This is a genomic window from Pseudomonas sp. PS01270 (assembly GCF_029959775.1).
Lineage (GTDB): Bacteria > Pseudomonadota > Gammaproteobacteria > Pseudomonadales > Pseudomonadaceae > Aquipseudomonas > Aquipseudomonas atacamensis.
Genome location: NZ_JASCPT010000010.1, coordinates 57,806 through 82,107 on the forward strand (window position 1 = coordinate 57,806; position 24,302 = coordinate 82,107).

Consider the following 24,302-nt stretch of genomic DNA (forward strand, 5'->3'; position numbering starts at 1 on the left):
GAATTCACGCCCTTTTTCTGAAACACGCTTCTTGTGGTCTACGCGTTGGCGGGATTGCCTGAAGTGCCTAACGGAGGCGGACAGCCTGTTTAGCTGTTACGCCCGTGGCGACTATGCAAGACACATTGAGAATCACCGAAGTTTTCTACTCGTTGCAGGGGGAAACTCGGACTGCCGGGCTGCCCACGGTTTTCGTGCGCCTGACCGGTTGCCCGTTGCGTTGCCAGTACTGCGATAGCGCTTACGCGTTCAGCGGCGGCACCGTCCGCACCCTCGACGACATCCTTGAGCAAGTGGCCGGATATCGTCCGCGCTACGTTTGTGTCACCGGCGGTGAGCCGTTGGCTCAGCCGAACGCCATTCCTTTGCTTGAGCGGTTGTGTGATGCCGGTTACGAGGTCTCGCTGGAAACCAGCGGCGCCCTCGACGTATCCGCTGTCGATCCGCGTGTCAGTCGCGTCGTCGATCTGAAAACGCCGGGCTCGAAAGAAGCCCATCGCAACCGTTACGAGAACATCGAACTGCTGACCCGCAACGATCAGGTGAAGTTTGTCATCTGCTCGCGGGAAGACTATGACTGGGCGGTATCGAAGCTGATCCAGTACGGGCTTGATCGACGTGCGGGTGAAGTGCTTTTCTCCCCAAGTCATCATGACCTCAATGCCAGGGATCTGGCGGATTGGGTGGTGGCAGACAACCTGCCAGTGCGGCTGCAACTGCAGTTGCATAAATATCTATGGAATGATGAGCCGGGGCGCTGAGATGATTGAACAACTGAACACTACCGAAAAACGTGCCGTTATCCTGCTTTCGGGCGGCCTCGACTCGGCCACCGTCGTGGCGATGGCACGCGCCGAAGGCTACGCCTGCTACACCATGAGCTTCGATTACGGCCAGCGCTCGCATGCCGAATTGCACGCCGCCGCCCGCGTTGCTCGCGACCTGGGTGTGGTCGAGCACAAGGTCATCGGACTGAACCTCAATGGCATGGGCGGCTCGGCGCTGACCGACACCAGCATCGACATTCCGGAAGAGCTGGGCGAAGGCATTCCGGTGACTTACGTGCCGGCGCGCAACACGGTTTTCCTGTCGTTGGCATTGGGTTGGGCCGAAGTGCTCGGCGCCCGCGACATCTTCATCGGCGTCAATGCAGTGGATTATTCCGGCTACCCGGACTGCCGTCCCGAGTTCATCGAGTCGTTCGAGCGCATGGCCAATCTGGCGACCAAGGCTGGCGTAGAAGGCAATGGCTTCCGCATCCAGGCGCCGCTGCAGAACCTGAGCAAAGCACAGATCGTTCAGGCCGGCGTGAAGCTTGGCGTTGATTACGGTCTGACGGTTTCCTGCTATCAGGCCGACGATGACGGCCGCGCTTGCGGCAAATGCGACAGCTGCCGCCTGCGTGCAGAAGGCTTCGCGGCAGCTGGTGTGGACGATCCAACCCCTTATTTTTGATTTTTTCAAAAAAGGTGTTGAATAGTCCTTAAAAATCAGTATTATACGCGCCACCACACAGCGGGTCGTTAGCTCAGTTGGTAGAGCAGTTGGCTTTTAACCAATTGGTCGTAGGTTCGAATCCCACACGACCCACCATATTTGGCGGTTTAGAAAATCCGGAAGGCCCACGAAAGTGAGGATTTCCGGGTTTTTTTTTGCCTGCAATTCTGGCCTTCAATCTTTCATTGCGGCCCGATCTGACATAGGTCAGATTCATCTTTTGTATCAACGGGATATTCTGTAGCCTTGCGCAGCTTCAACGCTGTCCCGTGCCTGATGATACTCACTCTCCCGGCGGTACCCTCTAGTGGTCCGGAGCCGGGTGTATACTCGACTTTCGCGCGAATGCGCCTGCAGGTCTTGCGAACATGACGCAGATTTCCGAACGCCTTCTGGTTCAAGCCCACCTCGACGCCAAACAGCCGAAACCGCTGACGGCAGAAGAGGAGGCTTACTACCGTTCCGCCATCGCCGCCGAGCTCAAGGCTCAGGACGCGGTGCTCGTGGCCCACTTCTATTGCGATCCGGTGATTCAGGCCCTGGCCGAAGAAACCGGCGGCTGTGTTTCCGACTCCCTGGAAATGGCCCGCTTCGGCAATGCCCATCCGGCCAAGACCGTGGTGGTCGCCGGCGTCAAGTTCATGGGCGAGACGGCAAAAATTCTCAATCCGGAAAAACGCGTGCTGATGCCGACCCTGGAGGCGACCTGCTCGCTGGACCTGGGCTGCCCGGTCGACGAGTTTTCGGCGTTCTGCGATCAGCACCCGGAACGTACTGTGGTGGTGTATGCCAACACTTCCGCCGCCGTGAAGGCTCGGGCTGACTGGGTGGTGACTTCGAGCTGCGCACTGGAAATCGTCGAAAGCCTGATGGACAACGGCGAGACGATCATCTGGGGCCCGGACAAGCACCTGGGCACTTACATTCAGCGCAAGACCGGCGCCGACATGCTGCTTTGGGATGGTGCCTGCATCGTTCACGAAGAGTTCAAGTCCAAGCAGCTCGAAGACATGAAAGCGCTGTACCCGGACGCAGCGATTCTGGTGCATCCCGAGTCGCCGACTTCGGTGATCGAACTGGCGGACGCCGTCGGTTCTACCAGTCAGTTGATCGCCGCCGCGCAAAGCCTGCCAAACAAGACCCTGATCGTCGCCACCGACCGTGGCATCTTCTACAAGATGCAGCAGCTGTGCCCGGACAAGGTCTTCATCGAAGCGCCTACCGCCGGTAACGGCGCGGCGTGCCGCAGTTGCGCACATTGCCCGTGGATGGCCATGAATACCCTTGAGCGCACGCTCAAGAGCTTGAAGGAAGGCACCAACGAGATCTTTGTCGATCCGGCGCTGATTCCCCAGGCGATTCGCCCGTTGAAGCGCATGCTCGACTTCACCCAGGCAGCGCGGATGAAATTGGCCGGTAACGCCTGAGAGAATCCCTTGTAGGATTGAGCCCTGTGGTGAGGAGATTTATCCCGTTCGGCTGCGTAGCAGTCGTTAAGCAGCGCACGCGGTGTGTCTGATACACCGCGGTGGTTGATTTTGGGGCGGCTTCGCCACCCAACGGGGATAAATCCCCTCACCACAGGCCGACTCTTGAGTATGGAAATTATTTGCTCTTCTTAGGGATTCGCACCACACGGGTATCCGAATAGATGTCATGCCAAGTGCGTTTCTGCTTGTCGAACAGCGACCAGAAGAACCCCAGCCCGACACACAACCACGACGCGATCGACACCATAAAGCGCAACAGCGCCTGCCACAGGCTGATGGCCGTGCCGTTGGCGTTCTGCACGCGGATCCCCCATACCTGCATGCCCAGTGTCTGCCCGCCATGGGTCCAGAACTTGGCGAAGAAGCCGAACAATACCAACAGCAGCACCGTGGAATACAGCGGGTCACCATCGAGCTGGCCGGCGTCGGTCATCACCCGCAGCCGTTCTTCGCCAATGATCGCCGCCTGGATCAACTTGTAGATGAATCCGGTGACGATCAGCAGGGCGGTGCACAGCAGGAAGTCGTAGAACATCGCCGCCAGACGACGACCGAGAGCAACGGGAGGAAAGTCCCCTTGCGGCGTGAGCAGGTGTTTCGACATGGCAGCCTCAAGGCGTGAATGGAAGCGCCATTTTACGGATTAGCGCGCACAAAAAAGCCCCTGATATCAATATCAGGGGCTTTTTCGTATCAGAAGATCAGGCTTCTGCTTGTACTTCGTCAGCCTGCATGCCTTTCTGGCCTTGCACAGCAACGAAAGTCACTTTCTGGCCTTCTTTCAGGCTCTTGAAGCCGTTGCCCTGAATGGCGCGGAAATGTACGAACAGATCCGGACCGCTTTCTGGAGTGATAAAACCAAAACCTTTCTCGTCGTTAAACCACTTGACGGTACCGCTCTGACGTGTGGACATTTCTTATTTCCTTTGACGCATAAATTGATGACAGCCCCTTTCACATGAAAGAGTACTGGAGCTGGTTGCAAGGAGTAAGAAGACGTCGAGCGGGATGTAGCTAACTTGTAGGCTACTGCCCAGGTCACGATTCCAAGCTGACCCATGCAAACACAGTGGACAAACTCTACGCCAACTACGGGAGAAAAAACAAGCCCTGGGAAGGCCCCGGTTTTACTGCTCTTCATGGCAGTTCGTCAGCAAACTAGTTCAGTCTTGGACGATTGTCTGGTTCTATTTTCAGCAAACGTTATAAGCAACGTTCATATTCGAAACAGATGTTAAAAAACGCACTGTTTTATGGCGATTGCGTTACACATTAGTGCACGCATAACGCAATCGCGTTACTTATAGAAACAGTCGATCAACCGCGATAGTAGCGTTGTGGAACAAATGGCATTTTGCTTACAAGCATTTGCACCTTTTTCCCACGGACGATGGCCCACACAGGTGTATCGAGCGCGACGTAAGCGGTGTCAAGGTATCCCATCGCCAATGGCCCGCCCAAGGTCGGGCCGAAGCCGCCACTGCAGACGCTGCCGATGATCTCGCCGGCCTCGTTGACGATCTCTGCGCCTTCACGCACCGGGGTACGCTCCTGTGGCAGCAGGCCGACGCGTTTGCGTGCCACGCCATTTTGTTGCTGCGCGAATATCTGCTCCGCGCCCGGGAAACCCCCGGCCCGTGCGCCATCGGCGCGGCGTGGCTTGGAGATCGCCCAGAGCAGGCTGGCTTCGATCGGTGTGGTCTCGGTGTTCATGTCGTGGCCGTACAGGCACAGGCCGGCTTCCAGACGCAGCGAGTCGCGGGCGCCAAGGCCGATGGCCTGAACCTCTGGCTCGGCGAGCAGGGCGCGGGCTAGTTTCTCCGCTTCAGCGGCCGGTACCGAGATTTCGAAACCGTCTTCACCGGTGTAGCCCGAACGGCTGACAAAGCAGTCCACGCCGAGCAACGACACACGGTTGAACTGCATGAACGTCATCTTCGCCACGTCCGGCGCAAGACGCGCCAGCACTGTGACGGCTGCCGGACCTTGCAGGGCGAGCAGGGCGCGCTCTTCGAACAGCGCCGTAATGGTGCACTGATCGCCGATGTGTTTTTGCAGATGCGCGAGATCCTGATCCTTGCACGCGGCGTTGACCACCAAGAACAGCTCGTCATTGCCCAGATTGGCGACCATCAGGTCGTCGAGAATGCCACCGCTTTCGTTGGTGAACATCGCATAACGCTGCATGCCAACCGGCAGGTCGACGATGTCCACCGGCACCAGGGTTTCCAGGGCTTTGGCCGCATTGGCGCCGGTCAGACGAATCTGGCCCATGTGCGAGACGTCGAACAACCCGGCTTGCTCACGGGTGTGCTGGTGTTCTTTCATCACGCCGAGCGGGTATTGCACGGGCATGTCGTAGCCGGCGAACGGCACCATGCGTGCGCCGAGTTCGAGGTGCAGTGCGTGCAGCGGGGTTTTCGAGAGTTGTTCGGTGGACATGCGTGGCTCCTTTGAATTTGGGTTGCGGGTGAGAGGCAAGATCAAGAGCCCCTCACCCCAGCCCTCTCCCGGAGGGAGAGGGAGCTAGTTACGTTTGGCTGAGTTCGTAATCAGCATTCGATAATGTTGACCGCCAGGCCGCCGCGAGCGGTTTCCTTGTATTTGCTTTTCATGTCGGCGCCGGTCTGGCGCATGGTGCGGATCACTTTGTCGAGGGAGACGAAATGCTGGCCGTCGCCACGCATGGCCATGCGCACGGCATTGATGGCTTTCACCGAGCCCATAGCGTTGCGCTCGATGCACGGGACTTGTACTAGGCCGCCGATCGGGTCGCAGGTCAAACCGAGGTTGTGTTCCATGCCGATTTCCGCGGCGTTCTCGACTTGTTGCACGCTGCCGCCGAGCACTTCGCACAAAGCGCCGGCTGCCATTGAACAGGCCACACCGACTTCACCCTGACAACCGACTTCGGCGCCGGAGATCGAAGCGTTTTCCTTGTAAAGAATGCCGATTGCGGCAGCGTTCAGCAGAAAACGCACGACACCGTCGTCATTCGCCCCGGGGATAAAACGCATGTAGTAATGCAGCACCGCCGGAATGATCCCCGCCGCGCCATTGGTGGGCGCAGTGACCACGCGTCCGCCATTGGCGTTTTCTTCGTTGACCGCCAGTGCATAAAGATTGACCCAGTCGAGCACCGACAGCGGATCGCGCAGGGCCGATTCCGGGTTCTTGCACAATTGCCGATGCAGCGCCGCCGCCCGGCGTTTGACCTTCAAACCGCCCGGCAAGATACCTTCGTTACGACAGCCAGCAGCGACGCAGTCCTGCATCACCTGCCAGATTTTCAGCAGGCCGGCACGGGTTTCGGCTTCCGGGCGCCAGGCGCTTTCATTGGTCAGCATCACCTGGCTGATCGACAGCCCGTACGTAGCGCAATGACCGAGCAAGTCCTTGGCGCTTTTGAAAGGGAAGGTCAGTGGCGTTGCATCTTCGACGATGCGATCGGCACCGGCGGCATCTTCATCGACAACAAAACCACCGCCAACCGAGTAGTACTCGCGACTGCGGATCTGAATCCCCGCCGCATCGAAGGCGCGAAAGATCATGCCGTTGGGGTGATAGGCCAGCGGCTTGCGGATCATCGCCAGATGTTCTTTCTCGTTGAACGCAATGCTGTGTTCAGCAAGCAGATTCAGCCGGCCATTGCCGCGAATTTCCTGCAGGCGCGCGGCGACGGTTTCGGTGTCGACCGTGTCCGGGTGTTCGCCTTCGAGGCCGAGCAGCACGGCTTTATCGCTGCCGTGACCTTTGCCGGTAGCACCGAGCGAACCGTACAGCTCGACACGGACGCTGGCGGTGCTGGTCAGCAGGTTTTCCCGGCGCAAGCCCTCGGCAAAGCGCGCAGCGGCGCGCATCGGGCCGACGGTGTGGGAACTGGAGGGACCGATGCCAATCTTGAACAGGTCGAACACGCTTAACGACATGAGTGGTTCTCCGGTTTCTTGTTATAGGGATTGGCTGATTTTCGGGCTTAGCACATTCCCTGTGGGAGCGAGCTTGCTCGCGAAGGCGCAGTGTCAGTCACATCGAGGTTGGCTGACCTACCGCTTTCGCGAGCAAGCTCGCTCCCACAGGATTTTGTGGTGTTGTCGAGAAAGGGGCGGGCGAACCCGCCCCCTCATTCCTTTAAGCGTAGCTTTCGATCGACGGGCAGGCGCAGACCAGGTTGCGATCGCCGAAGACGTTGTCGACCCGGCCGACCGGCGGCCAGTATTTGCCTTCGATCAGCGATGCGACCGGGTACACCGCTTGCTCGCGGCTGTATGGGTGGATCCATTCGCCAACCAGTTCCGCTGCGGTGTGCGGGGCGTTTTTCAGTGGGTTGTCTTCCTTGTCCAGGGTGCCGTTTTCCACTGCGCGGATTTCTTCTCGGATGCGGATCATCGCGTCACAGAAGCGGTCCAGTTCTTCCTTGGATTCGCTTTCGGTCGGCTCGATCATCAGCGTGCCAGCGACCGGGAACGACATGGTCGGCGCGTGGAAACCGAAGTCGATCAGGCGTTTGGCGACGTCATCGACGCTGATGCCGCTGCTGTCTTTCAATGGACGCAGATCGAGGATGCACTCGTGCGCCACCAGGCCGTTGCTGCCGGTGTACAGCACTGGGTAATGCTCTTCGAGGCGACGGGAAATGTAGTTGGCATTGAGGATCGCCAGTTGCGAAGCGCGTTTGAGACCAGCGCCGCCCATCATGCGGATGTACATCCAGGTGATCGGCAGAATGCTTGCGCTGCCGAACGGTGCCGCGCAGACCGCGCCTTCCTTGCGTTCCATCTGGCCGTGGCCCGGCAGGAACGGGGTCAGGTGCGATTTGACGCCGATCGGGCCAACGCCCGGGCCGCCACCGCCGTGCGGGATGCAGAAGGTTTTGTGCAGGTTCAGGTGCGAAACGTCGCCGCCGAACTTGCCCGGTGCGCAGAGGCCGACCATGGCGTTCATGTTGGCGCCGTCGATGTACACCTGGCCGCCGTTGTCGTGAATGATCGCGCAGATTTCGCGAATGCCTTCTTCGAACACGCCGTGGGTCGACGGGTAAGTGATCATCAGTGCGGCGAGGTGTTCGCGGTGCTCGATGGCCTTGGCGCGCAGGTCTTCGATGTCGACGTTGCCACGGGCATCGCACGCGGTGACGACCACGCGCATACCGGCCATTTGCGCGGTAGCCGGGTTGGTGCCGTGGGCCGACGACGGGATCAGGCAGATGTCGCGGCGCTCATCGCCACGGCTCTGGTGATAGGCGCGGATTGCCAGGAGACCTGCGTATTCGCCTTGCGAACCAGCGTTCGGTTGCAGCGAGATCGAGTCGTAACCGGTGGCGGCACAGAGCATCGCTTCCAGTTCATCGGTCAGTTGCTGGTAACCGGCGCTTTGCGCGGCCGGGGCGAACGGGTGCAGTGCACCGAATTCGGCCCAGGTCACCGGGATCATTTCGCTGGCGGCGTTGAGTTTCATGGTGCACGAGCCCAGCGGGATCATGGTGCGATCCAGTGCCAGGTCCTTGTCCGCCAGTTTGCGCAGGTAGCGCATCAGCTCGGTTTCCGAGTGATAACGGTTGAACACCGGGTGGCTGAGGATCGGCGACTGGCGCACCAGCTCAGCAGGAATGGTGCTCTGCACCGAGGCGGCCAGCGCAGCGAAGTCCGGCAGGGTCTTGCCGTCGGCGAACAGGCCCCACAGGGTTTCGATATCAGCCTGAGTGGTGGTTTCGTCGACCGACAGGCCCAGACGTTCAGCGTCGATCACACGCAGGTTGATCTGCTGAGCGTGCGCCTTGTCGTGCAGCGCGGCGGTGTGCGCGCCGGTGGCAACGGTCAGGGTGTCGAAGAAGTTTGCCTGCTCGACTTGAGCGCCCAGCGCGGTCAGGCCCTTGGCCAGAATCGCGGTCAGGTGATGCACACGGTTGGCGATCTGGGTCAGGCCTTTCGGGCCGTGGTAAACGGCGTACATGCTGGCGATGTTGGCCAGCAGCACTTGAGCGGTGCAGATGTTCGACGTGGCCTTCTCGCGGCGGATGTGTTGCTCGCGGGTCTGCATCGCCAGACGCAGCGCTGGCTTGCCGAAACGGTCAACCGAGACACCGACCAGACGGCCCGGCATGTCGCGCTTGAACGCATCTTTGGTGGAGAAGTAAGCGGCGTGCGGGCCACCGAAGCCCAGCGGCACGCCGAAGCGTTGCGCCGAACCGATGGCGACGTCGGCACCGAATTCTCCCGGTGCGGTGAGCAGGGGCAGGGCCAGCAGGTCGGCGGCCACGGCCACCAGAGCGTTGGCGGCGTGGAAGCGCTCGGTCAGCTCGCGGTAGTCGAACACATCACCGTTGCTCGCCGGATATTGCAGCAGCGCGCCAAAGAACGGCGTGACGTCAGTCAGTTCGCGCTCATCGCCCACGACCACGTCAATACCGAGCGGCTCGGCACGGGTGCGCAGCACGTCGAGGGTCTGCGGATGGCTGTGGATCGAGGCGAAGAACTGGTGGCTGCCTTTGTTCTTGCTCAGGCGTTTGCAGAAGGTCATGGCTTCGGCAGCGGCGGTGGCTTCGTCGAGCAGGGAGGCGTTGGCGATCGGCAGGCCGGTGAGGTCGCTGATCATGGTCTGGAAGTTCAGCAGCGCTTCGAGACGGCCCTGGGAAATTTCTGGCTGGTACGGGGTGTAAGCGGTGTACCAGGCCGGGTTTTCCAGCAGGTTGCGCAGGATCGGCGACGGCGTATGGCAGTTGTAGTAGCCCTGGCCGATGTAGGTTTTGAACAGTTGGTTTTTGCCAGCGATGGATTTGATCATCGCCAGGGCGTCGGCCTCGCTGAGGCCGTCGTCCATGCCGAGCACGCTGGTGCCCTTGATGCTTTCCGGGATGACGCTGGCGCTCAGGGCTTCGAGCGAGTCGAAGCCGAGGCTGTTGAGCATGGCTTGCTCGTCACCGGCGCGCGGGCCGATGTGACGGGCGATGAATTCGTTGGCGGTGCCGAGATTGATGGCGGTCATGGGGTAATTCCTCAGGCTTCGGCTTGGGCTTTGATCAGACGGTCGTAAGCGTCCTGATCGAGCAGTTTGCCGACAGCGGCGGCGTCGCTTGGCTGGAAGCGGAAGAACCAGCCTTCGCCCAGCGGATCTTCGTTGACCAGCTCAGGAGCGTTCTCCAGCGCCGGGTTGACTTCCAGCACGTCGCCATCGAGCGGCATGTACACGCCGCTGGCGGCTTTCACCGATTCCACGGTGGCGGCTTCGGCGCCTTTTTCGTAAGCCTGCAGCTCAGGCAGTTGCACGAACACCACGTCGCCCAGGGCGTTCTGCGCGAAAGCGGTGATGCCGACAGTGACACTGCCGTCGGCTTCGGTGCGCAGCCATTCGTGATCTTCAGTAAAACGCAACTCGCTCATGGAAACTCCTCAGGGGCCAGACTCGTCTGGTGGACGCGGTGGAAAGCTTGGGGCGGGGAAGCCCTTTATAGATGGAGAGTCAGGTAGCAAGAATGCGGCCAAGATTAATTTACCTATATAAATCAATGGCTTGTATTTTTCAGGTGGGTGTCGACAATTGCGCCTGTAGCGAAATCGCTACAGCTTTGGGCGAGGAGAAAAGCTTAATCGGATCAAAGCGTTGCGCAGCGCTGGTCGCAGGCGGGTGTAGCGATATCGTTCCGCTGTAGCGCTTTCGGTACAGGTGGGGGTCGTTTTTGAACGGATTTCGAATCCGCCATAAATCCTGTTGGAGCGAGCCTGCTCGCGAAGACAGTGTGTCAGGCGCCAGCCATTTTGCTGATAGACCGCTTTCGCGAGCAGGCTCGCTCCCACATGGGGAATTTCCTGCAAAAGGGATGCGCGGTGAGTCAGGGTTTATTGGGAATGCCGTATTTGCGCAGGCGATGGGCGATAGCGGTGTGCGAGGTTTGCAAGCGGCTCGCCAGTTGTCGGGTCGAGGGGTAGCTGACGTAGAGCTTTTCCAGCAGCTCTCTCTCGAATGCTTCGACCGCTTGCTCGAGGCTGTCGACATCGGTATCGGCCTGGCGCGCCACCGAAGTGCCGGCGATGTCGAGGTCGCCGATATCGACCAGGCTGCTCTCGCAAATCGCTGCCGCGCGGAAAATCACGTTCTGCAGTTGCCGCACGTTGCCCGGCCAGCGATTGCCGAGCAGCGCCGGATAAGTGCCGGGCGCCAGGCGGCAGACCGGGCGCTGGATCTGCGCACAGGCCTGCTGCATGAAATAACGCGCCAGCAGCAGGATGTCCTGACCGCGTTCACGCAGCGGCGGCACTTCGACGTTGAGCACGTTGAGGCGATAGAACAGGTCTTCGCGGAACAGCCCTTCGCTGACCATTTTTTCCAGATCGCGGTGGGTCGCGCTGAGGATGCGCACGTCGACCTTTACTTCCCGATCACCACCGACGCGGCGGAAGCTGCCGTCGTTGAGAAAACGCAGGAGTTTGGCCTGCAAGTACGGCGACATCTCGCCGATTTCATCGAGAAACACCGTGCCCTGGTTGGCCAGTTCCATCAGCCCCGGCTTACCGCCACGCGCCGCGCCGGTGAAGGCGCCGGGGGCGTAGCCGAACAGTTCGCTTTCGGCGAGGTTTTCCGGCAGCGCTGCGCAGTTCAACGCCAGAAAAGGAGCACTGTGCCGCGCACTGATCGCGTGACAGGCGCGGGCCACCAATTCTTTGCCGGTACCGGTTTCGCCCTGAATCAATAGCGGTGCATCAAGGGCGGCGACCCGTTGCGCACGGGCCTTGAGTGTGCGGATCGCCGGAGACTCGCCGAGCAGGGCGTCGAAGCCTTCGGCGTGATCGTGGTGCAGTGCTGAGAGTTGTTCGCCGATGCGGTTCGGTTGATACAGGGTCAGCAGGGCGCCGGCGTCGGTGATCGGCGTGGCATCGAGCAGCAGGGTCTGGCCATTGACAGTGATTTCGCGCAGCGGCAGGCGAAAGCCGTTTTCCAGCAGGGTGTCGAGCAGACCGGGATCGTTGAACAGCGCCGAGACGCTTTCGCCGGCCGGTTCGCGACCGTACAGGGCAATCAGCGCCGGGTTGGCCAGCAGCACCTTGCCGGCGCTGTCGAGGGCTAGCACTGGGTCGGTCATCGCTGCGAGCAGGGCATCGAGCTGCAAGTGCCGGCGCTGGCCGGGGAGGATATCGACTACGGTCACCGCTTCCACGCCGAGCACGCGAAACAGCGCATCTTTCAGTTCTTCGAGCACTTGCGGGCTGAGGGTCGGCGCGTCGATGTAGACGTTCGGCGGGATCATCTCCACCGCATCCAGATTGAGATTGCGCCCACCGAGGATAGCCAGGACTTCCTGGGTGATGCCGACGCGGTCGATGAAGCTGACGTGGATACGCATGGGGGCGGTTCAGTGATCTGCAGAGCGGAGGGGGGCAAGTATGCCTTAAATCAAAAGCCCCCTCACCCCAGCCCTCTCCCGGAGGGAGAGGGAGCCGACCGAGGTGTCTGGGGTTATGCATCGACCTGAAAGTACCGGGCGATTATGGATTCAGTGATGCAGGATCAGGTCGACGCAATGCTGCAGCATCCCCCAATCGGTTCCCTCTCCCTCCGGGAGAGGGCTAGGGTGAGGGGCTTTTGATTTTTATTCGAAATGCTCGAGGTTCACCGGATCCCCCGACTGCATATTCAACTTCTGCCGAATGTCTTCAAACATCAGATCGTAATGCTTGTGCACCGAGCCGATCTGGCTGTGGGTCTTGGGTATGCCGTACTTCTCGGCGATCCGGGTCACGTCGCGGGCGAAGTTGTAGGCCTCTTCCTTGGGCAGGAAAAACGCCTCCTTCATGTCCTTGCCCTGCATGCTGCCGTGCAGGGTGAACTGAATCCCCTTGCCTTTCTGCGGGTCGGTGAACACTTCATAGTCCAGATGCACGTTGTAATTGACGTCATCGTCGGTCAACGCGTGCCGCTCGATGTGCAGATGACCGGGTTCGAACTGGGCCATTGAGCTACTCCTTTCAAGGCATGGAAGCGGAGCAGGTCTTGAGCCTGCCCCGGCGTTTATTGTTATCGGTAGCTGATCCCAGGCTTCGCCGTGCTGACCCGCGTACCGGCGGTGCCCTGGACGATGGCTTCGATATCGGCCAGCGAACCGATCACCGCGACCTTGCCAGTATGGCGCGCGAATTCGCAGGCTGCCTGCACCTTCGGCCCCATCGAGCCGGCGGCGAAACCAAGGCGTTCGAGTTCGTCAGGGTGGGCTTCGGCGATGGCTTTCTGGGTGGGTTTGCCATAGTCGATAAAAGCCGCGTTGACGTCGGTGGCGATCACCAGCAGGTCGGCTTCCAGTTGCTCGGCAAGCAACGACGAACACAGATCCTTGTCGATCACCGCCTCGATACCCTTGAGGTTACGGCTTTCGTCATACATGGTCGGAATGCCGCCGCCACCAGCGCAAATGACGATGCTGCCCTTGTCCAGCAGCCACTTGATCGGACGGATTTCGAAGATGCGCTTCGGCCGTGGGCTGGCGACGACGCGGCGGAATTTGTCGCCATCGGCAGCAATCGCCCAGCCTTTCTCGGCGGCGAGTTTTTCCGCTTCGGCTTTCTCGTAGACCGGGCCGATCGGCTTGCTCGGCTTCTTGAAAGCGGGGTCGTTGGCGTCGACTTCGACCTGGGTCAGCAGGGTGGCGAACGGCACTTCGAAGTCGAGCAGATTGCCCAGTTCCTGTTCGATGATGTAGCCGATCATGCCTTCGGTTTCGGCACCGAGCACGTCCAGCGGGTAGGGAGTGACAGAGGTGTAGGCCGCCGCTTGCAGCGACAGCAGACCGACTTGCGGGCCATTGCCATGGGCGATGACCAGCTGGTTGCCGGGATGGATCTTGGCGATTTGCTCGGTGGCGATGCGGATGTTGGCGCGCTGGTTGTCAGCGGTCATCGGCTCACCACGGCGGAGCAGGGCGTTACCGCCCAGGGCTACGACGATACGCATGGTGCATGTCCTTTTCGTATTGATCGTTCCCACGCTCTGCGTGGGAATGCCGCCACGGACGCTCCTCGTCCGCTGTGACGCAGAGCGTCACGGGATGCATTCCCACGCGGGAGCGTGGGAACGATCATCTTCAACCAGTTAGAGATCAGCCAGTGTCGAAACCAGAATCGCCTTGATCGTGTGCATGCGGTTTTCCGCTTGCTCGAAGGCGATGCAGGCTGGCGACTCGAACACGTCATCGGTCACTTCGATGCCGTTTTTCAGATGCGGATACTGCTCGGCGATCTGTTTGCCGACCTTGGTGTCGCTGTTGTGGAACGCCGGCAGGCAGTGCATGAATTTAGTACGCGGGTTGCCGGTGGCCTTCATCAGGTCGGCGTTGACCTGATACGGCAGCAGTTGCTGGATACGCTCGGCCCAGGCTTCCACCGGTTCGCCCATCGACACCCAGACATCGGTGTGAATGAAGTCGACGCCCTTGACCGCTTCTTTCGGATCCTCGGTGAGGGTGATGCGTGCGCCGCTTTCCTCGCCGTATTTTTTGCAGCGCGCCACCAGATCGTCCAGCGGCCACAGGGCTTTCGGCGCGCAGATGCGCACGTCCATGCCCAGTTTGGCGCCGATCAGCAGCAGCGAGTTGCCCATGTTGTTGCGCGCGTCGCCCAGGTAGGCGTAGCTGATTTCATGGATCGGCTTGTCGGCGTGCTCACGCATGGTCAGCACGTCGGCGATCATCTGGGTCGGGTGATATTCATCGGTCAGGCCGTTGAACACCGGCACGCCGGCGAACTTGGCCAGCTCCTCGACGATTTCCTGTTTGAAGCCACGGTACTCGATGGCGTCGTACATGCGCCCGAGCACGCGGGCGGTGTCCTTCATGCTTTCCTTGTGGCCGATTTGCGAGGAGTTCGGGTCGATGTAAGTGACGTTGGCGCCTTGGTCATAGGCCGCCACTTCGAAGGCGCAACGGGTACGGGTCGAAGTTTTCTCGAAAATCAGGGCGATGTTGTTGCCCTTCAGGTGTTGTTGCTCGGTGCCGGTGTATTTCGCGCGTTTCAGATCGCGGGACAGGTCGAGCAGGTAACGCAGCTCACGTGGGGTGTGGTGTTCCAGGCTGAGCAGGTTACGGTTGTGAATGTTAAAAGCCATGATGGATCTCCTTGGGTTTCGGTTATCCCCTTGGCCGCGCTCGATAAGTCGCGGCGAAGGCTCAAAGATCAGTAATCGATCGGGTCGCGGATGATCGGGCAGGTCATGCAGTGACCGCCGCCACGGCCCCGGCCGAGTTCGCCGGCGCTGATGGTGATGACCTCCACGCCAGCCTTGCGCAGCAGGGTGTTGGTGTAGGTGTTGCGGTCGTAGCCGATGACCACGCCGGGTTCCATGGCCACCACGTTGTTGCCGTCGTCCCATTGCTCGCGTTCGGCGGCGAAGCTGTTGCCGCCAGTTTCCACCACGCGCAGTTTCGGCAGATTCAGCGCCCCAGCGACGGTGTCGAGGAAGCTGCCTTCTTCGCGGCGGATGTCGATGCCACCCTGTTTGCTTTCGTCAGGGCGCAGGGTGAAGGCGACGATCTGGTTGACCACTTCCGGGAAGATCGTCACCAGGTCGCGGTCGCAGAAGCTGAACACGGTGTCCAGGTGCATTGCTGCGCGGGACTTCGGCAGGCCGGCGACGATGACTTTTTCCACCGCTTTGTTGTTGAACAGGTTCAGCGCCAGTTGGCCGATGGCCTGACGCGATGAACGCTCGCCCATACCGATCAGCACCACACCGTTGCCGATCGGCATGACGTCGCCGCCCTCAAGGGTGGAGTTGCCGTGATCCTTGTCCGGGTCGCCGTACCAGATCTCGAATTCGGCGTTGGTGAACTGCGGATGGAATTTGTAGATGGCGGTGGTCAGCAGGGTTTCCTGACGGCGCGCCGGCCAGTACATCGGGTTCAGCGTCACGCCACCGTAGATCCAGCAGGTAGTGTCGCGGGTGAACTGGGTATTGGGCAGCGGCGGCAGGATGAAGCTGGAGTGGCCGAGGAAGTCGCGGAACATCTGGATGGTCTTGCCACCGAAGCTGTCCGGCAGATCATCGGCCGAGACGCCGCCAATCAGGAATTCGGCGATGTGCCGTGGCTCGAGGCTTTTCAGCCAGGATTTCACTTCGCTGATCAGGCCCAGGCCCACCGAGTCGGCGGTCACCTTGCGCTCAAGAATCCAGTCCAGCGCTTCGGGAATGGCGACGATGTCGGTCAGCAGGTTGTGCATTTCCACCACGTCGATGCCGCGCTCGCGCATCTTGGTGACGAAGTCGAAGTGATCGCGCTTGGCCTGCGCCACCCACAGCACGTCATCGAACAGCAGTTCATCGCAGTTGTTCGGGGTCAGCCGCTGATGGGCCAGACCTGGGGAGCAAACCATGACTTTACGCAGTTTCCCGGCTTCGGAGTGGACGCCGTACTTCACTTTTTCCGTGGTCATTTCTGTGTTCCTCCAGATGACAATTCAATCAGGGGTTACAGCGTCAGGAAGCCATCGTAGAGACCGTAGGCCGCCACCACGGCGCCCACGACCACTGCGGCGAAAATCAGCTTCTCGACGTTGGTGAAAACCGGTTGTTTGAGTTCCAGCTTGGCCTTGGCGAACAGGATCGCGCCGGGCGCGTAGAGCAGGGCCGACAGCAGCAGGTACTTGACCCCGCCGGCGTACAACAACCACACCGCATAGATCAGGGCGATACCGCCGATGATCAGATCCTTGCGCCGCTCGGCGGCAAAGCCTTCGTAGCTCTCGCCGCGCACCGCCAGCAGCAGGGCATAGGCCGCCGACCACAGGTACGGCACCAGAATCATCGAGGTGGCGAGGTAGATCAGTGACAGGTAAGTGCTGGCCGAGAACAGGGTGATGATCAGGAACACCTGCACCATCGCGTTGGTCAGCCACAGGGCGTTGACCGGCACATGGTTGGCGTTTTCCTTGCGCAGAAACTCCGGCATGGTGTGGTCTTTGGCGGCGGCGAACATGATCTCGGCACACAGCAGCACCCACGACAGCAGCGCACCGAGCAGCGAGATGATCAAGCCGACGCTGATCAGCACCGCCCCCCAGTGACCGACCACATGCTCAAGCACGGCGGCCATCGACGGGTTCTGCAGTTTCGCCAGTTCCGGCTGGGTCATGATGCCCAGCGACAGCACGTTCACCAGCACCAGAAACAGCAGCACGGTGATGAAGCCGATCACGGTGGCCTTGCCGACATCCGAGCGTTTCTCGGCGCGGGCAGAGAAGATGCTCGCGCCTTCGATGCCGATGAACACCCAGACGGTGACCAGCATCATGTTGCGCACCTGGTTCATCACACTGCCCAGGTCGGGGTTCTTCACGCCCCAGATGTCGGCGGTGAAGATGTCCAGTCTGAACGCGAAGACTGCGATCAACACGAACAGCAGCAGCGGCACGACCTTGGCGACGGTGGTCACCAGGTTGATGAACGCCGCTTCCTTGATGCCGCGCAACACCAGGAAATGCACGCCCCACAGCAGCAAGGACGCGCCGATCACCGCCGCCGGGGTATTGCCTTCGCCGAAGATCGGAAAGAAATAGCCGAGGGTGCTGAACAGCAGAACGAAGTAACCGACGTTGCCCAGCCAGGCGCTGATCCAGTAGCCCCAGGCCGATGAGAAACCCATGTAGTCGCCGAATCCGGCCTTGGCGTAGGCGTAGACACCGCCGTCCAGGTCAGGCTTGCGATTGGCGAGGGTCTGAAAGACGAAAGCGAGGGTGAGCATGCCGACGGCGGTGATGGCCCAGCCGATCAGCACTGCACCGACGTCGGCGCTGGCGGCCATGTTTTGTGGCAACGAAAATATCCCGCCGCCAATCATTGAACCGACCACCAGTGCAACCAGTGCACCGAGTCTTAGTTTTCCGGGCGCTTCAGACATTTGCATGACTCCATTGCAGGAAAGGAGAGCTCACAGCCTAGTACTGTTGTCTGTTCGAACAGCTGACATGGATCAGTGCATGGTCACATTCCATTGTTAATGAATGACTAGTGCGCCCGTTGCGGGCATAACGCTGTAGCCCCAAAGGCCCATTCCAGAGCCGTTTCGCTGAGGCAGTCAAGAATAGCTATTAATGCTTTCGAACTATGACGCTAGTTGCTTTTCAGCGTTTGGCAAATGTCGGTCATCTTTTCGCGGTGCAGAATTGATTAATCAGGATCAGCGCACAAAACTGTCTTAAACGTGATAAGCGTTATCGTGGTCGGCTATATATAACGGGTGCGAGATTCGGCATTACCTGATAAACGTCATCTACCCTTAGGCTTTTAGTCAGGTGTTGTTACAAATAAACAACAACGACTCTTTCAAGGAGATCTGCATGTCGCAACCGACGCAAAAGCTGCGCCTTGGTGCGTTGATCGCGCTGGTGGTGGGGTCGATGATCGGCGGGGGGATTTTCTCGTTGCCGCAGAACATGGCGGCACGCGCCGATGCAGGGGCGATCCTGATCGGTTGGGGCATTACTGCGATAGGCATGCTGACGCTGGCGTTCGTCTTTCAGACCCTGGCCAATCGCAAGCCGGAGCTGGACTCGGGCGTCTACGCCTACGCTAAGGCCGGGTTTGGCGACTACATGGGCTTTTCGTCGGCGTGGGGTTACTGGATCAGCGCCTGGCTGGGCAACGTCGGCTATTTCGTCTTGCTGTTCAGCACCCTTGGCTATTTCTTCCCGGTGTTCGGTCAGGGCAATACGCCGATCGCAATCGGCTGCGCCTCGGTGCTGTTGTGGGCGGTGCATTTTCTGGTGATGCGCGGGATCAAGGAGGCGGCGCTGATCAACCAGTTGACCACCGTGGCCAAGGTTGTGCCGCTGATCATGTTCATCGTCATCGCTGCCGTCGCGTTCAAGGCTGACATCTTCACCCGCGACATCTGGGGCCGCAGCAACCCGAACTTCGGCGGGGTGATGGATCAGGTGCGCAACATGATGCTGGTCACCGTGTTCGTCTTCATCGGCATCGAAGGCGCCAGCGTCTATTCGGCTCGCGCAGAAAAACGCAGCGACGTCGGCCGCGCCACGGTGATCGGGTTTCTCGGTGTGCTGGCGCTGCTGGTGCTGGTCAACGTGCTGTCGCTGGGGATCATGAGCCAGCCGGAGCTGGCCAATTTGCAGAACCCTTCACTGGCAGCGGTGCTCGAGCACATCGTCGGGCCGTGGGGCGCATTGCTGATCAGCGTCGGGTTGGCGATTTCCCTGCTCGGTGCATTGTTGTCCTGGGCCTTGCTCTGCGCGGAAATCCTCTTCGCCACGGCCAAGGACAAGACCATGCCGGCGTTCCTCAAGAAGGAAAACAACAATCACGTGCCGGTCAACGCGCTGTGGCTGACCAATGTGATGATCCAGATTTTCTTGCTGATCACACTGTTCTCGGCGGGGACTTACACCAGCCTGATCTACCTGGCCTCGTCGATGATTCTGGTGCCGTACCTGTGGTCAGCGGCCTACGCGGTGCTGCTCAGCGGGCGCGGCGAAACCTACGAACACGCGTCGGCCGAGCGCACCAAGGATCTGCTGATCGGCGGCATCGCCCTGGTTTACGCGGTGTGGCTGTTGTATGCCGGTGGGGTGAAGTATCTGCTGCTGTCGGCGCTGCTGTATGCGCCGGGGGTGATTCTGTTTGCCAAGGCCAAGCGTGAACAGGGGCAGCCGGTTTTTACCACGGTGGAGAAAGGGATTTTTGCCTGCGTGGTGATCGGGGCGGGGCTGGCGGCGTATGGGTTGTATAGCGGAGTGTTGTCGTTGTGATCTGAAAAGCAGCCCCTCACCCTAGCCCTCTCCCAGAGGGAGAGGGGACCGACCGAGGTGTCTGGCGCTATACATCGACCTGAGCGATCGAGTCGATTATGGATTCGACGAAAATCTTTCACGTCGGCGTAACTCTCCAATATCCCCCAATCAGTCCCCTCTCCCTCTGGGAGAGGGCTAGGGTGAGGGGCTTCTCATGGCCAACGCGGAGGATGCGAGCCCAACTCCGTCGCCGGCCAATTCCACCGCATCGCCGTCCCGCTGATCTGCAGCGGCACGCGCAACCTCCGCGCCGGCCCCCACGCGGTGTGTTCAATCGCCGGATCCTGATCCAGTGCGTCTTCAGCCCGCAGCGGGTCATGCGTTCCCGGCCCATGCTCAAGCAACAGCTTCGCCGTCCGTGCCAGCGACAACCGCGCCGAACCCCCGCGACCGCTGGCCAGTCGTTCAGTCAGTAACCTGAGCGCACTCGCCGCCAGCAGATACCCGGTCGCATGATCCAGTGCCTGCACCGGCAGTGGCGTCGGTTTATCGCTGTGCCTCCAATGCTGCCCGGCCTCGGCAATGCCGCTGCTCATCTGCACCAGGCTGTCGAAGCCCCGGCGGTTCTGCCAGGGGCCGCTCCAGCCGTAGGCATTGAGGCAGACGTCGATCAGCCCCGGTGCCAGTTGCCTTCGGCGTTCAATACCAAACCCCAGATGTTCCAGCGCATCGGCGCGATAGCCGTGGAGCAAGATGTCGGCGTCTTGCAATAAACCTTCGAACACTGCGCGATCCGCTGGCACTTGCAGATCCAGCCGCGCGCAGCGTTTGCCCACGGTCATTTCCGGGACCACGCCGGGTTCGTTCCAGCTCGGTGGATCGATCCGCAAGACGTTGGCGCCCAGCCCGGCGAGAAAGCGGCTAGCGGTGGGGCCGGCGAGGACGCGGGTCAGGTCGAGCACCTTGATCCCGGCCAGCGGTCGTGCGATCGAGCCTTGCCATGGGCTGCGGTTCTCGTCCGTCTGCTCGATGAACTGCACCAGCGCTTCGGCATTCACCGCCAGCCCTTGCGGATGCTGCTGCCACTGCGCCCAACTGCGCATTTCGGCGGCGCAGCCCTTGGCATCGACCACCGCCTGCTCAAGCTCTGCGCTCGTCCACTGTGCGACTTTCGCCGCCATTGCGGCACGATCGGCGCAGGCACCGAGCACGCGTTCAGCGGCGGCGCGGTGGTGCGGGGCGTTGGTGTGCAGACGGATCCAGTCGTCCCGGGTCGCATAGTCGCCGGCGACGGGATCCCACAGCGGCGGCACCTGCCAGCCGATCGGGCGCAGCGAGGTGGAGAACCACAACGAGGCCAGACGGCGGTCGACTGCAACCGCAGGCAAGTGCCCGGCTTGCTGGTGAAGCAATTCGCTGAGCGCTTGCCCGGCAGCGGCGATGCTGGCGCAGGCCAGTTCGGTCACGGCGAACGCCGAGGGCAACGCGCCGTCACCGTTGAAGGGGATCGGCGTGTGGGGCAGGCCGAGTGCGGTTTGGATGGACGTGAGCAGATCAGTCATCGAAGGCCCTCCGGAACGAGAGGGCGATGATAGTGCAAAACATAACCGGGCTGGATTGAGGATCGTTCCCATGCTCCGCGTGGGAATGCCGCCCGGGACGCTCTGCGTCCCAATCGAAAGCTGGACCGCGGAGCGTCCCTTGATGCATTCCCACGCGGAGCGTGGGAACGATCAGATAGGTGGGGTGGCGATCAGACACGAAACTGATCCATCAACTTCATCTGCTGGCTCGCCAGGCTGTTGAGCTGGCTGCTGATCGCTGCCGATTCGGTGGCCTGTTCGGTCAGGGTTTCGGTCACGGTGCGGATCGCCGAGACGTTGCGGTTGACCTCTTCGGCCACTGCGCTTTGTTCTTCGGCGGCACTGGCGATCTGCAGGTTCATGTCGCTGATCACCGTCACCGCGTCGCTGATCTTGCCCAGCGCATCAACGGCCTGACGAATCTGCCCGGCGTTGTTGTGCGCCTGGGTCTGGCTCGAGTGCATGGTCGCGACCACGCCACGGGTGCCGGTCTGGATGCGCTCGATAACGATGCGAATTTCTTCCACCGAATCCTGCGTGCGCTTGGCCAGGTTGCGCACCTCATCGGCGACCACGGCAAAACCGCGACCGCTTTCGCCGGCGCGGGCGGCTTCGATAGCAGCGTTGAGGGCCAGCAGATTGGTCTGTTCGGCGATGCTGCGGATCACTTCCAGCACCGAGCCGATCTGCTCGCTGTTGACCGCCAGCGCTTCGACTTCGGTCACCGCTTTGCTGACTTCATCGGCCAGCTGATTGATGTCGCGGGTGCTGCGCTCGATGATCGCCATGCCGTCCTTCGCCGACTGATCGGCACCCTTGGCCGCGTTGGCTGCGTTCGAGGCACTGTTGGCGACGTCGTGGGCAGTGGCGCTCATTTCGTTGGAGGCGGTGGCGACCTGATCGATCTCGCGGAATTGCACCTGCATGCCTTCGCTGGTCTGGCGGGCAATTTCCGATGACTGATCAGCCGTGCCACGTGCTTCGGTGATGCTCTGTTTGATCTGCGCGATGGTCGGCTGAAGCTTGTCGAGGAAGCGGTTGAACCAGTTCACCAGTTCGCCCAGCTCGTCTTTCTTGCTGTAGTTCAGGCGCTGGGTCAGATCGCCTTCGCCGCTGGCGATGTTCTTCAGCATCTCAGCAACGCTGTTGATCGGACGGGTGACGCCGGAGGCGGTGAGCCAGATCAGCAGCAGGCCGACCAGACCGGCCACGCCCGCCACCAGCAGGGCAGTAATCACGCCGGTTTGTTGTGCGTCATCCAGTACCGCTTGCAGCTTCACCGAATCGGCCAGCAGCACGTGCTCGGGCAGGTCGATGACCACGCCCCAGGCGTGCGAATTGCCGATCGGGTCGACCGGGTAAACCGCGCGAATCAGCTCGCCCTGTTCGAGGATTTTCGCCGTACCGCTGCCGACCAGTTGCAATACATCCTTGCCATCGGCGCCGAGGGTGTCGCCGATTTTTTTGCCGACCCGCGTCGCGTCAGCACTGTCGGCCGCCAGCACACCGCTGCCGGAGACGATCAGCATGTGCCCGGCGTTGTTGAACAGGCTGCGCTGCGAGTCGACGGCGGCGGCTTGCAGGGCGTCGAGCGCGATGTCGACACCGACCACGCCGATCGCTTTGCCATCCACCAGCAGCGGCACGGAAATGGTCGTCATGAGCATTTCCTTGCCACCGACGGTGTCGGCATACGGGTCGAGCAGGCAGGTGCGTTTGTTGTCGCGAGGGCAGGTGTACCAACTGTTGTACGGCGTGCCGCTGACGCTGAGGGTGATTTTGGTCAGGTCGTCTTCGACCATGATTGTATTCAGCGCGGCGCCGGCGGCACGGCTCCAGTACGAGGCGAAGCGCCCGGCTTCGTTGGACTGCCGCGCGGCATCGTTGGCGAATTCGCTGTCCTTGCCGTCGAGGCCGTTGGGTTCGAAGGCCAACCAGATACCGAGGACTTTATCGTTGCGCTCGAAAGCGGTTTTCAGATTCTGGTTCAACTCTTCCCGAACAGCGCCGGCTTCGAGCGAACGCTTGGCCGCCATCGTCCGCAGATCCTTGATCTGATCGGCGAGGGCGGTGACCACCAGCAGGCTTTCACCAAAGGTTTTCTGCACCCGCACCGCTTGCTCGGCGGCCTTGGCCTGCAACAGGTTCTGCACGCTGGCGGTGAGCAACTGGTTGCTGGATTGACTGACCAGCGCGTCGTTCTGGTTGGTCTGGTAGATGTTCATGCTGACAATCAGTGCCACCACTCCGAGCAGGCACAGGCCGGAGAGCAGGACGATTTTCAGGCGAATGGAAAGAGAGTCGAACATGGGGCGATCTCGCGAATGGAATAAACAGGTGGCTGGGCCTGAAGCCCGGTTTGCCAAATCCATTCAGCGCCATTCAATCCTCATCGGCGTTAAGCGAAACGGCATGAGGCGCTTGCCGACGGACGGTCGCTGCTAAACGTTTGCGCAGGGGAAAGTGCTGAAAAGGCTTTAATTACAGGGATGTTTCACTACCGCGACGGGCGTCTCCGGACGCGACCAGATCCACAGGTTGCCCATGGCCATGCCGGCAATCGCGAGATAGATCGGCCAGCCGTGATCGAGCATCACCAGCATCAACGTCGCACACAGCAGCATGCTGACGGTGGCACTGAGCTTGGCCTTGCGCGCGATGATCCTGCCGTTGCGCCAGTTACTGAGGATCGGCCCGAACAGGCGGTGATTTTCCAGCCAGGCACTCAAGCGCGGCGAACTGCGGGTCGCGGCCCACGCGGCAAGGAGGATGAACTCGGTGGTCGGCAGGCCGGGCACGACGATGGCGATCAGGCCAATGCCGAGGCTGACATAGGCCAGCAGGCCGAACAGCAGACGGGCGAGTTTTGATGGGGCGGGTGCGGGCATGGGCTCAGCGGCGGCTTCTGAAGCGGAACGGGGATCTTACAGATTTGTGGTGAGCTCTGTGGGAGCGAGCCTGCTCGCGAAAGCGGTTGATCAGGCACATTGATGTTGAATGTGCTGCCG

General features: G+C 60.6%; 19 protein-coding genes and 1 tRNA gene. 5 read left to right on the forward strand and 15 right to left on the reverse strand.

Annotation, left to right across the window (positions count from 1 at the left end; genetic code table 11):
• Positions 1 to 113: 113 nt before the first annotated feature.
• From queE to nadA, 4 genes are all read left to right on the forward strand, one after another.
• Complete coding sequence (gene queE / locus QMX86_RS05890; RefSeq protein WP_041479789.1) at positions 114 to 761, forward strand: 7-carboxy-7-deazaguanine synthase QueE; 648 nt, start codon at positions 114 to 116, stop codon at positions 759 to 761.
• Position 762: 1 nt separating this feature from the next.
• The gene (gene queC, locus QMX86_RS05895; RefSeq protein WP_071173362.1) at positions 763 to 1,455 is read left to right on the forward strand and encodes a 7-cyano-7-deazaguanine synthase QueC; all 693 of its coding nucleotides are present in this window, start codon (positions 763 to 765) and stop codon (positions 1,453 to 1,455) included.
• A gap of 62 nt (positions 1,456 to 1,517) precedes the next feature.
• A tRNA-Lys gene (locus QMX86_RS05900) sits at positions 1,518 to 1,593 on the forward strand.
• Between the two features lie 272 nt (positions 1,594 to 1,865).
• Complete coding sequence (gene nadA, locus QMX86_RS05905; RefSeq protein WP_016773509.1) at positions 1,866 to 2,924, forward strand: quinolinate synthase NadA; 1,059 nt, start codon at positions 1,866 to 1,868, stop codon at positions 2,922 to 2,924.
• Between the two features lie 178 nt (positions 2,925 to 3,102).
• Here the strand turns inward: nadA and QMX86_RS05910 are convergent, their stop codons facing one another.
• From QMX86_RS05910 to arcD (QMX86_RS05965), 12 genes are all read right to left on the reverse strand, one after another.
• A complete protein-coding gene (locus QMX86_RS05910) occupies positions 3,103 to 3,591 on the reverse strand; it encodes an RDD family protein (RefSeq protein WP_024014082.1) in 489 nt (162 codons plus the stop codon).
• A 97-nt stretch (positions 3,592 to 3,688) separates the two neighbouring features.
• Entirely contained in the window at positions 3,689 to 3,901 is a 213-nt protein-coding gene (locus QMX86_RS05915; RefSeq protein WP_003227496.1) for a cold-shock protein, read from the reverse strand.
• Positions 3,902 to 4,304: 403 nt separating this feature from the next.
• Positions 4,305 to 5,429, reverse strand: a complete 1,125-nt coding sequence (gene gcvT / locus QMX86_RS05920; RefSeq protein ID WP_073471993.1) for a glycine cleavage system aminomethyltransferase GcvT — start codon at positions 5,427 to 5,429, stop codon at positions 4,305 to 4,307.
• A gap of 110 nt (positions 5,430 to 5,539) precedes the next feature.
• Positions 5,540 to 6,916, reverse strand: coding sequence for an L-serine ammonia-lyase (locus QMX86_RS05925; protein ID WP_282386149.1), 1,377 nt, complete (start codon positions 6,914 to 6,916; stop codon positions 5,540 to 5,542).
• Between the two features lie 202 nt (positions 6,917 to 7,118).
• Complete coding sequence (gcvP, locus tag QMX86_RS05930) at positions 7,119 to 9,971, reverse strand: aminomethyl-transferring glycine dehydrogenase (RefSeq protein WP_282385800.1); 2,853 nt, start codon at positions 9,969 to 9,971, stop codon at positions 7,119 to 7,121.
• A gap of 11 nt (positions 9,972 to 9,982) precedes the next feature.
• Entirely contained in the window at positions 9,983 to 10,366 is a 384-nt protein-coding gene (gcvH, locus tag QMX86_RS05935) for a glycine cleavage system protein GcvH (RefSeq protein WP_016773514.1), read from the reverse strand.
• Positions 10,367 to 10,815: 449 nt separating this feature from the next.
• On the reverse strand, positions 10,816 to 12,324 hold the full coding sequence (locus QMX86_RS05940) for a sigma-54-dependent transcriptional regulator (protein ID WP_071173358.1): 1,509 nt from the start codon (positions 12,322 to 12,324) through the stop codon (positions 10,816 to 10,818).
• A 246-nt stretch (positions 12,325 to 12,570) separates the two neighbouring features.
• Positions 12,571 to 12,933, reverse strand: coding sequence for a DUF5064 family protein (locus QMX86_RS05945; protein ID WP_041479784.1), 363 nt, complete (start codon positions 12,931 to 12,933; stop codon positions 12,571 to 12,573).
• A gap of 62 nt (positions 12,934 to 12,995) precedes the next feature.
• A complete protein-coding gene (gene arcC, locus QMX86_RS05950; protein WP_282385802.1) occupies positions 12,996 to 13,925 on the reverse strand; it encodes a carbamate kinase in 930 nt (309 codons plus the stop codon).
• Positions 13,926 to 14,063: 138 nt separating this feature from the next.
• Entirely contained in the window at positions 14,064 to 15,074 is a 1,011-nt protein-coding gene (locus QMX86_RS05955; protein ID WP_024014074.1) for an ornithine carbamoyltransferase, read from the reverse strand.
• A gap of 68 nt (positions 15,075 to 15,142) precedes the next feature.
• Positions 15,143 to 16,399 carry an arginine deiminase gene (arcA, locus tag QMX86_RS05960; RefSeq protein ID WP_071173356.1) on the reverse strand — a complete coding sequence of 419 codons (1,257 nt, stop codon included), beginning with the start codon at positions 16,397 to 16,399 and terminating at the stop codon, positions 15,143 to 15,145.
• Between the two features lie 35 nt (positions 16,400 to 16,434).
• Positions 16,435 to 17,862 carry an arginine-ornithine antiporter gene (gene arcD / locus QMX86_RS05965; protein ID WP_016773517.1) on the reverse strand — a complete coding sequence of 476 codons (1,428 nt, stop codon included), beginning with the start codon at positions 17,860 to 17,862 and terminating at the stop codon, positions 16,435 to 16,437.
• A 439-nt stretch (positions 17,863 to 18,301) separates the two neighbouring features.
• Between arcD (QMX86_RS05965) and arcD (QMX86_RS05970) the strand changes: the two genes are divergently transcribed.
• Positions 18,302 to 19,729, forward strand: a complete 1,428-nt coding sequence (arcD, locus tag QMX86_RS05970; protein ID WP_073472012.1) for an arginine-ornithine antiporter — start codon at positions 18,302 to 18,304, stop codon at positions 19,727 to 19,729.
• 194 nt (positions 19,730 to 19,923) lie between these two features.
• On the opposite strand, the gene QMX86_RS05975 is transcribed toward arcD (QMX86_RS05970), so the two are convergent.
• From QMX86_RS05975 to QMX86_RS05985, 3 genes are all read right to left on the reverse strand, one after another.
• Positions 19,924 to 21,273, reverse strand: a complete 1,350-nt coding sequence (locus tag QMX86_RS05975) for a CoA transferase (protein WP_282385808.1) — start codon at positions 21,271 to 21,273, stop codon at positions 19,924 to 19,926.
• Positions 21,274 to 21,464: 191 nt separating this feature from the next.
• A complete protein-coding gene (locus QMX86_RS05980; protein WP_282385810.1) occupies positions 21,465 to 23,603 on the reverse strand; it encodes a methyl-accepting chemotaxis protein in 2,139 nt (712 codons plus the stop codon).
• A gap of 168 nt (positions 23,604 to 23,771) precedes the next feature.
• Positions 23,772 to 24,182 carry a YbaN family protein gene (locus QMX86_RS05985; protein ID WP_122602096.1) on the reverse strand — a complete coding sequence of 137 codons (411 nt, stop codon included), beginning with the start codon at positions 24,180 to 24,182 and terminating at the stop codon, positions 23,772 to 23,774.
• Between the last annotated feature and the right edge of the window lie 120 nt (positions 24,183 to 24,302).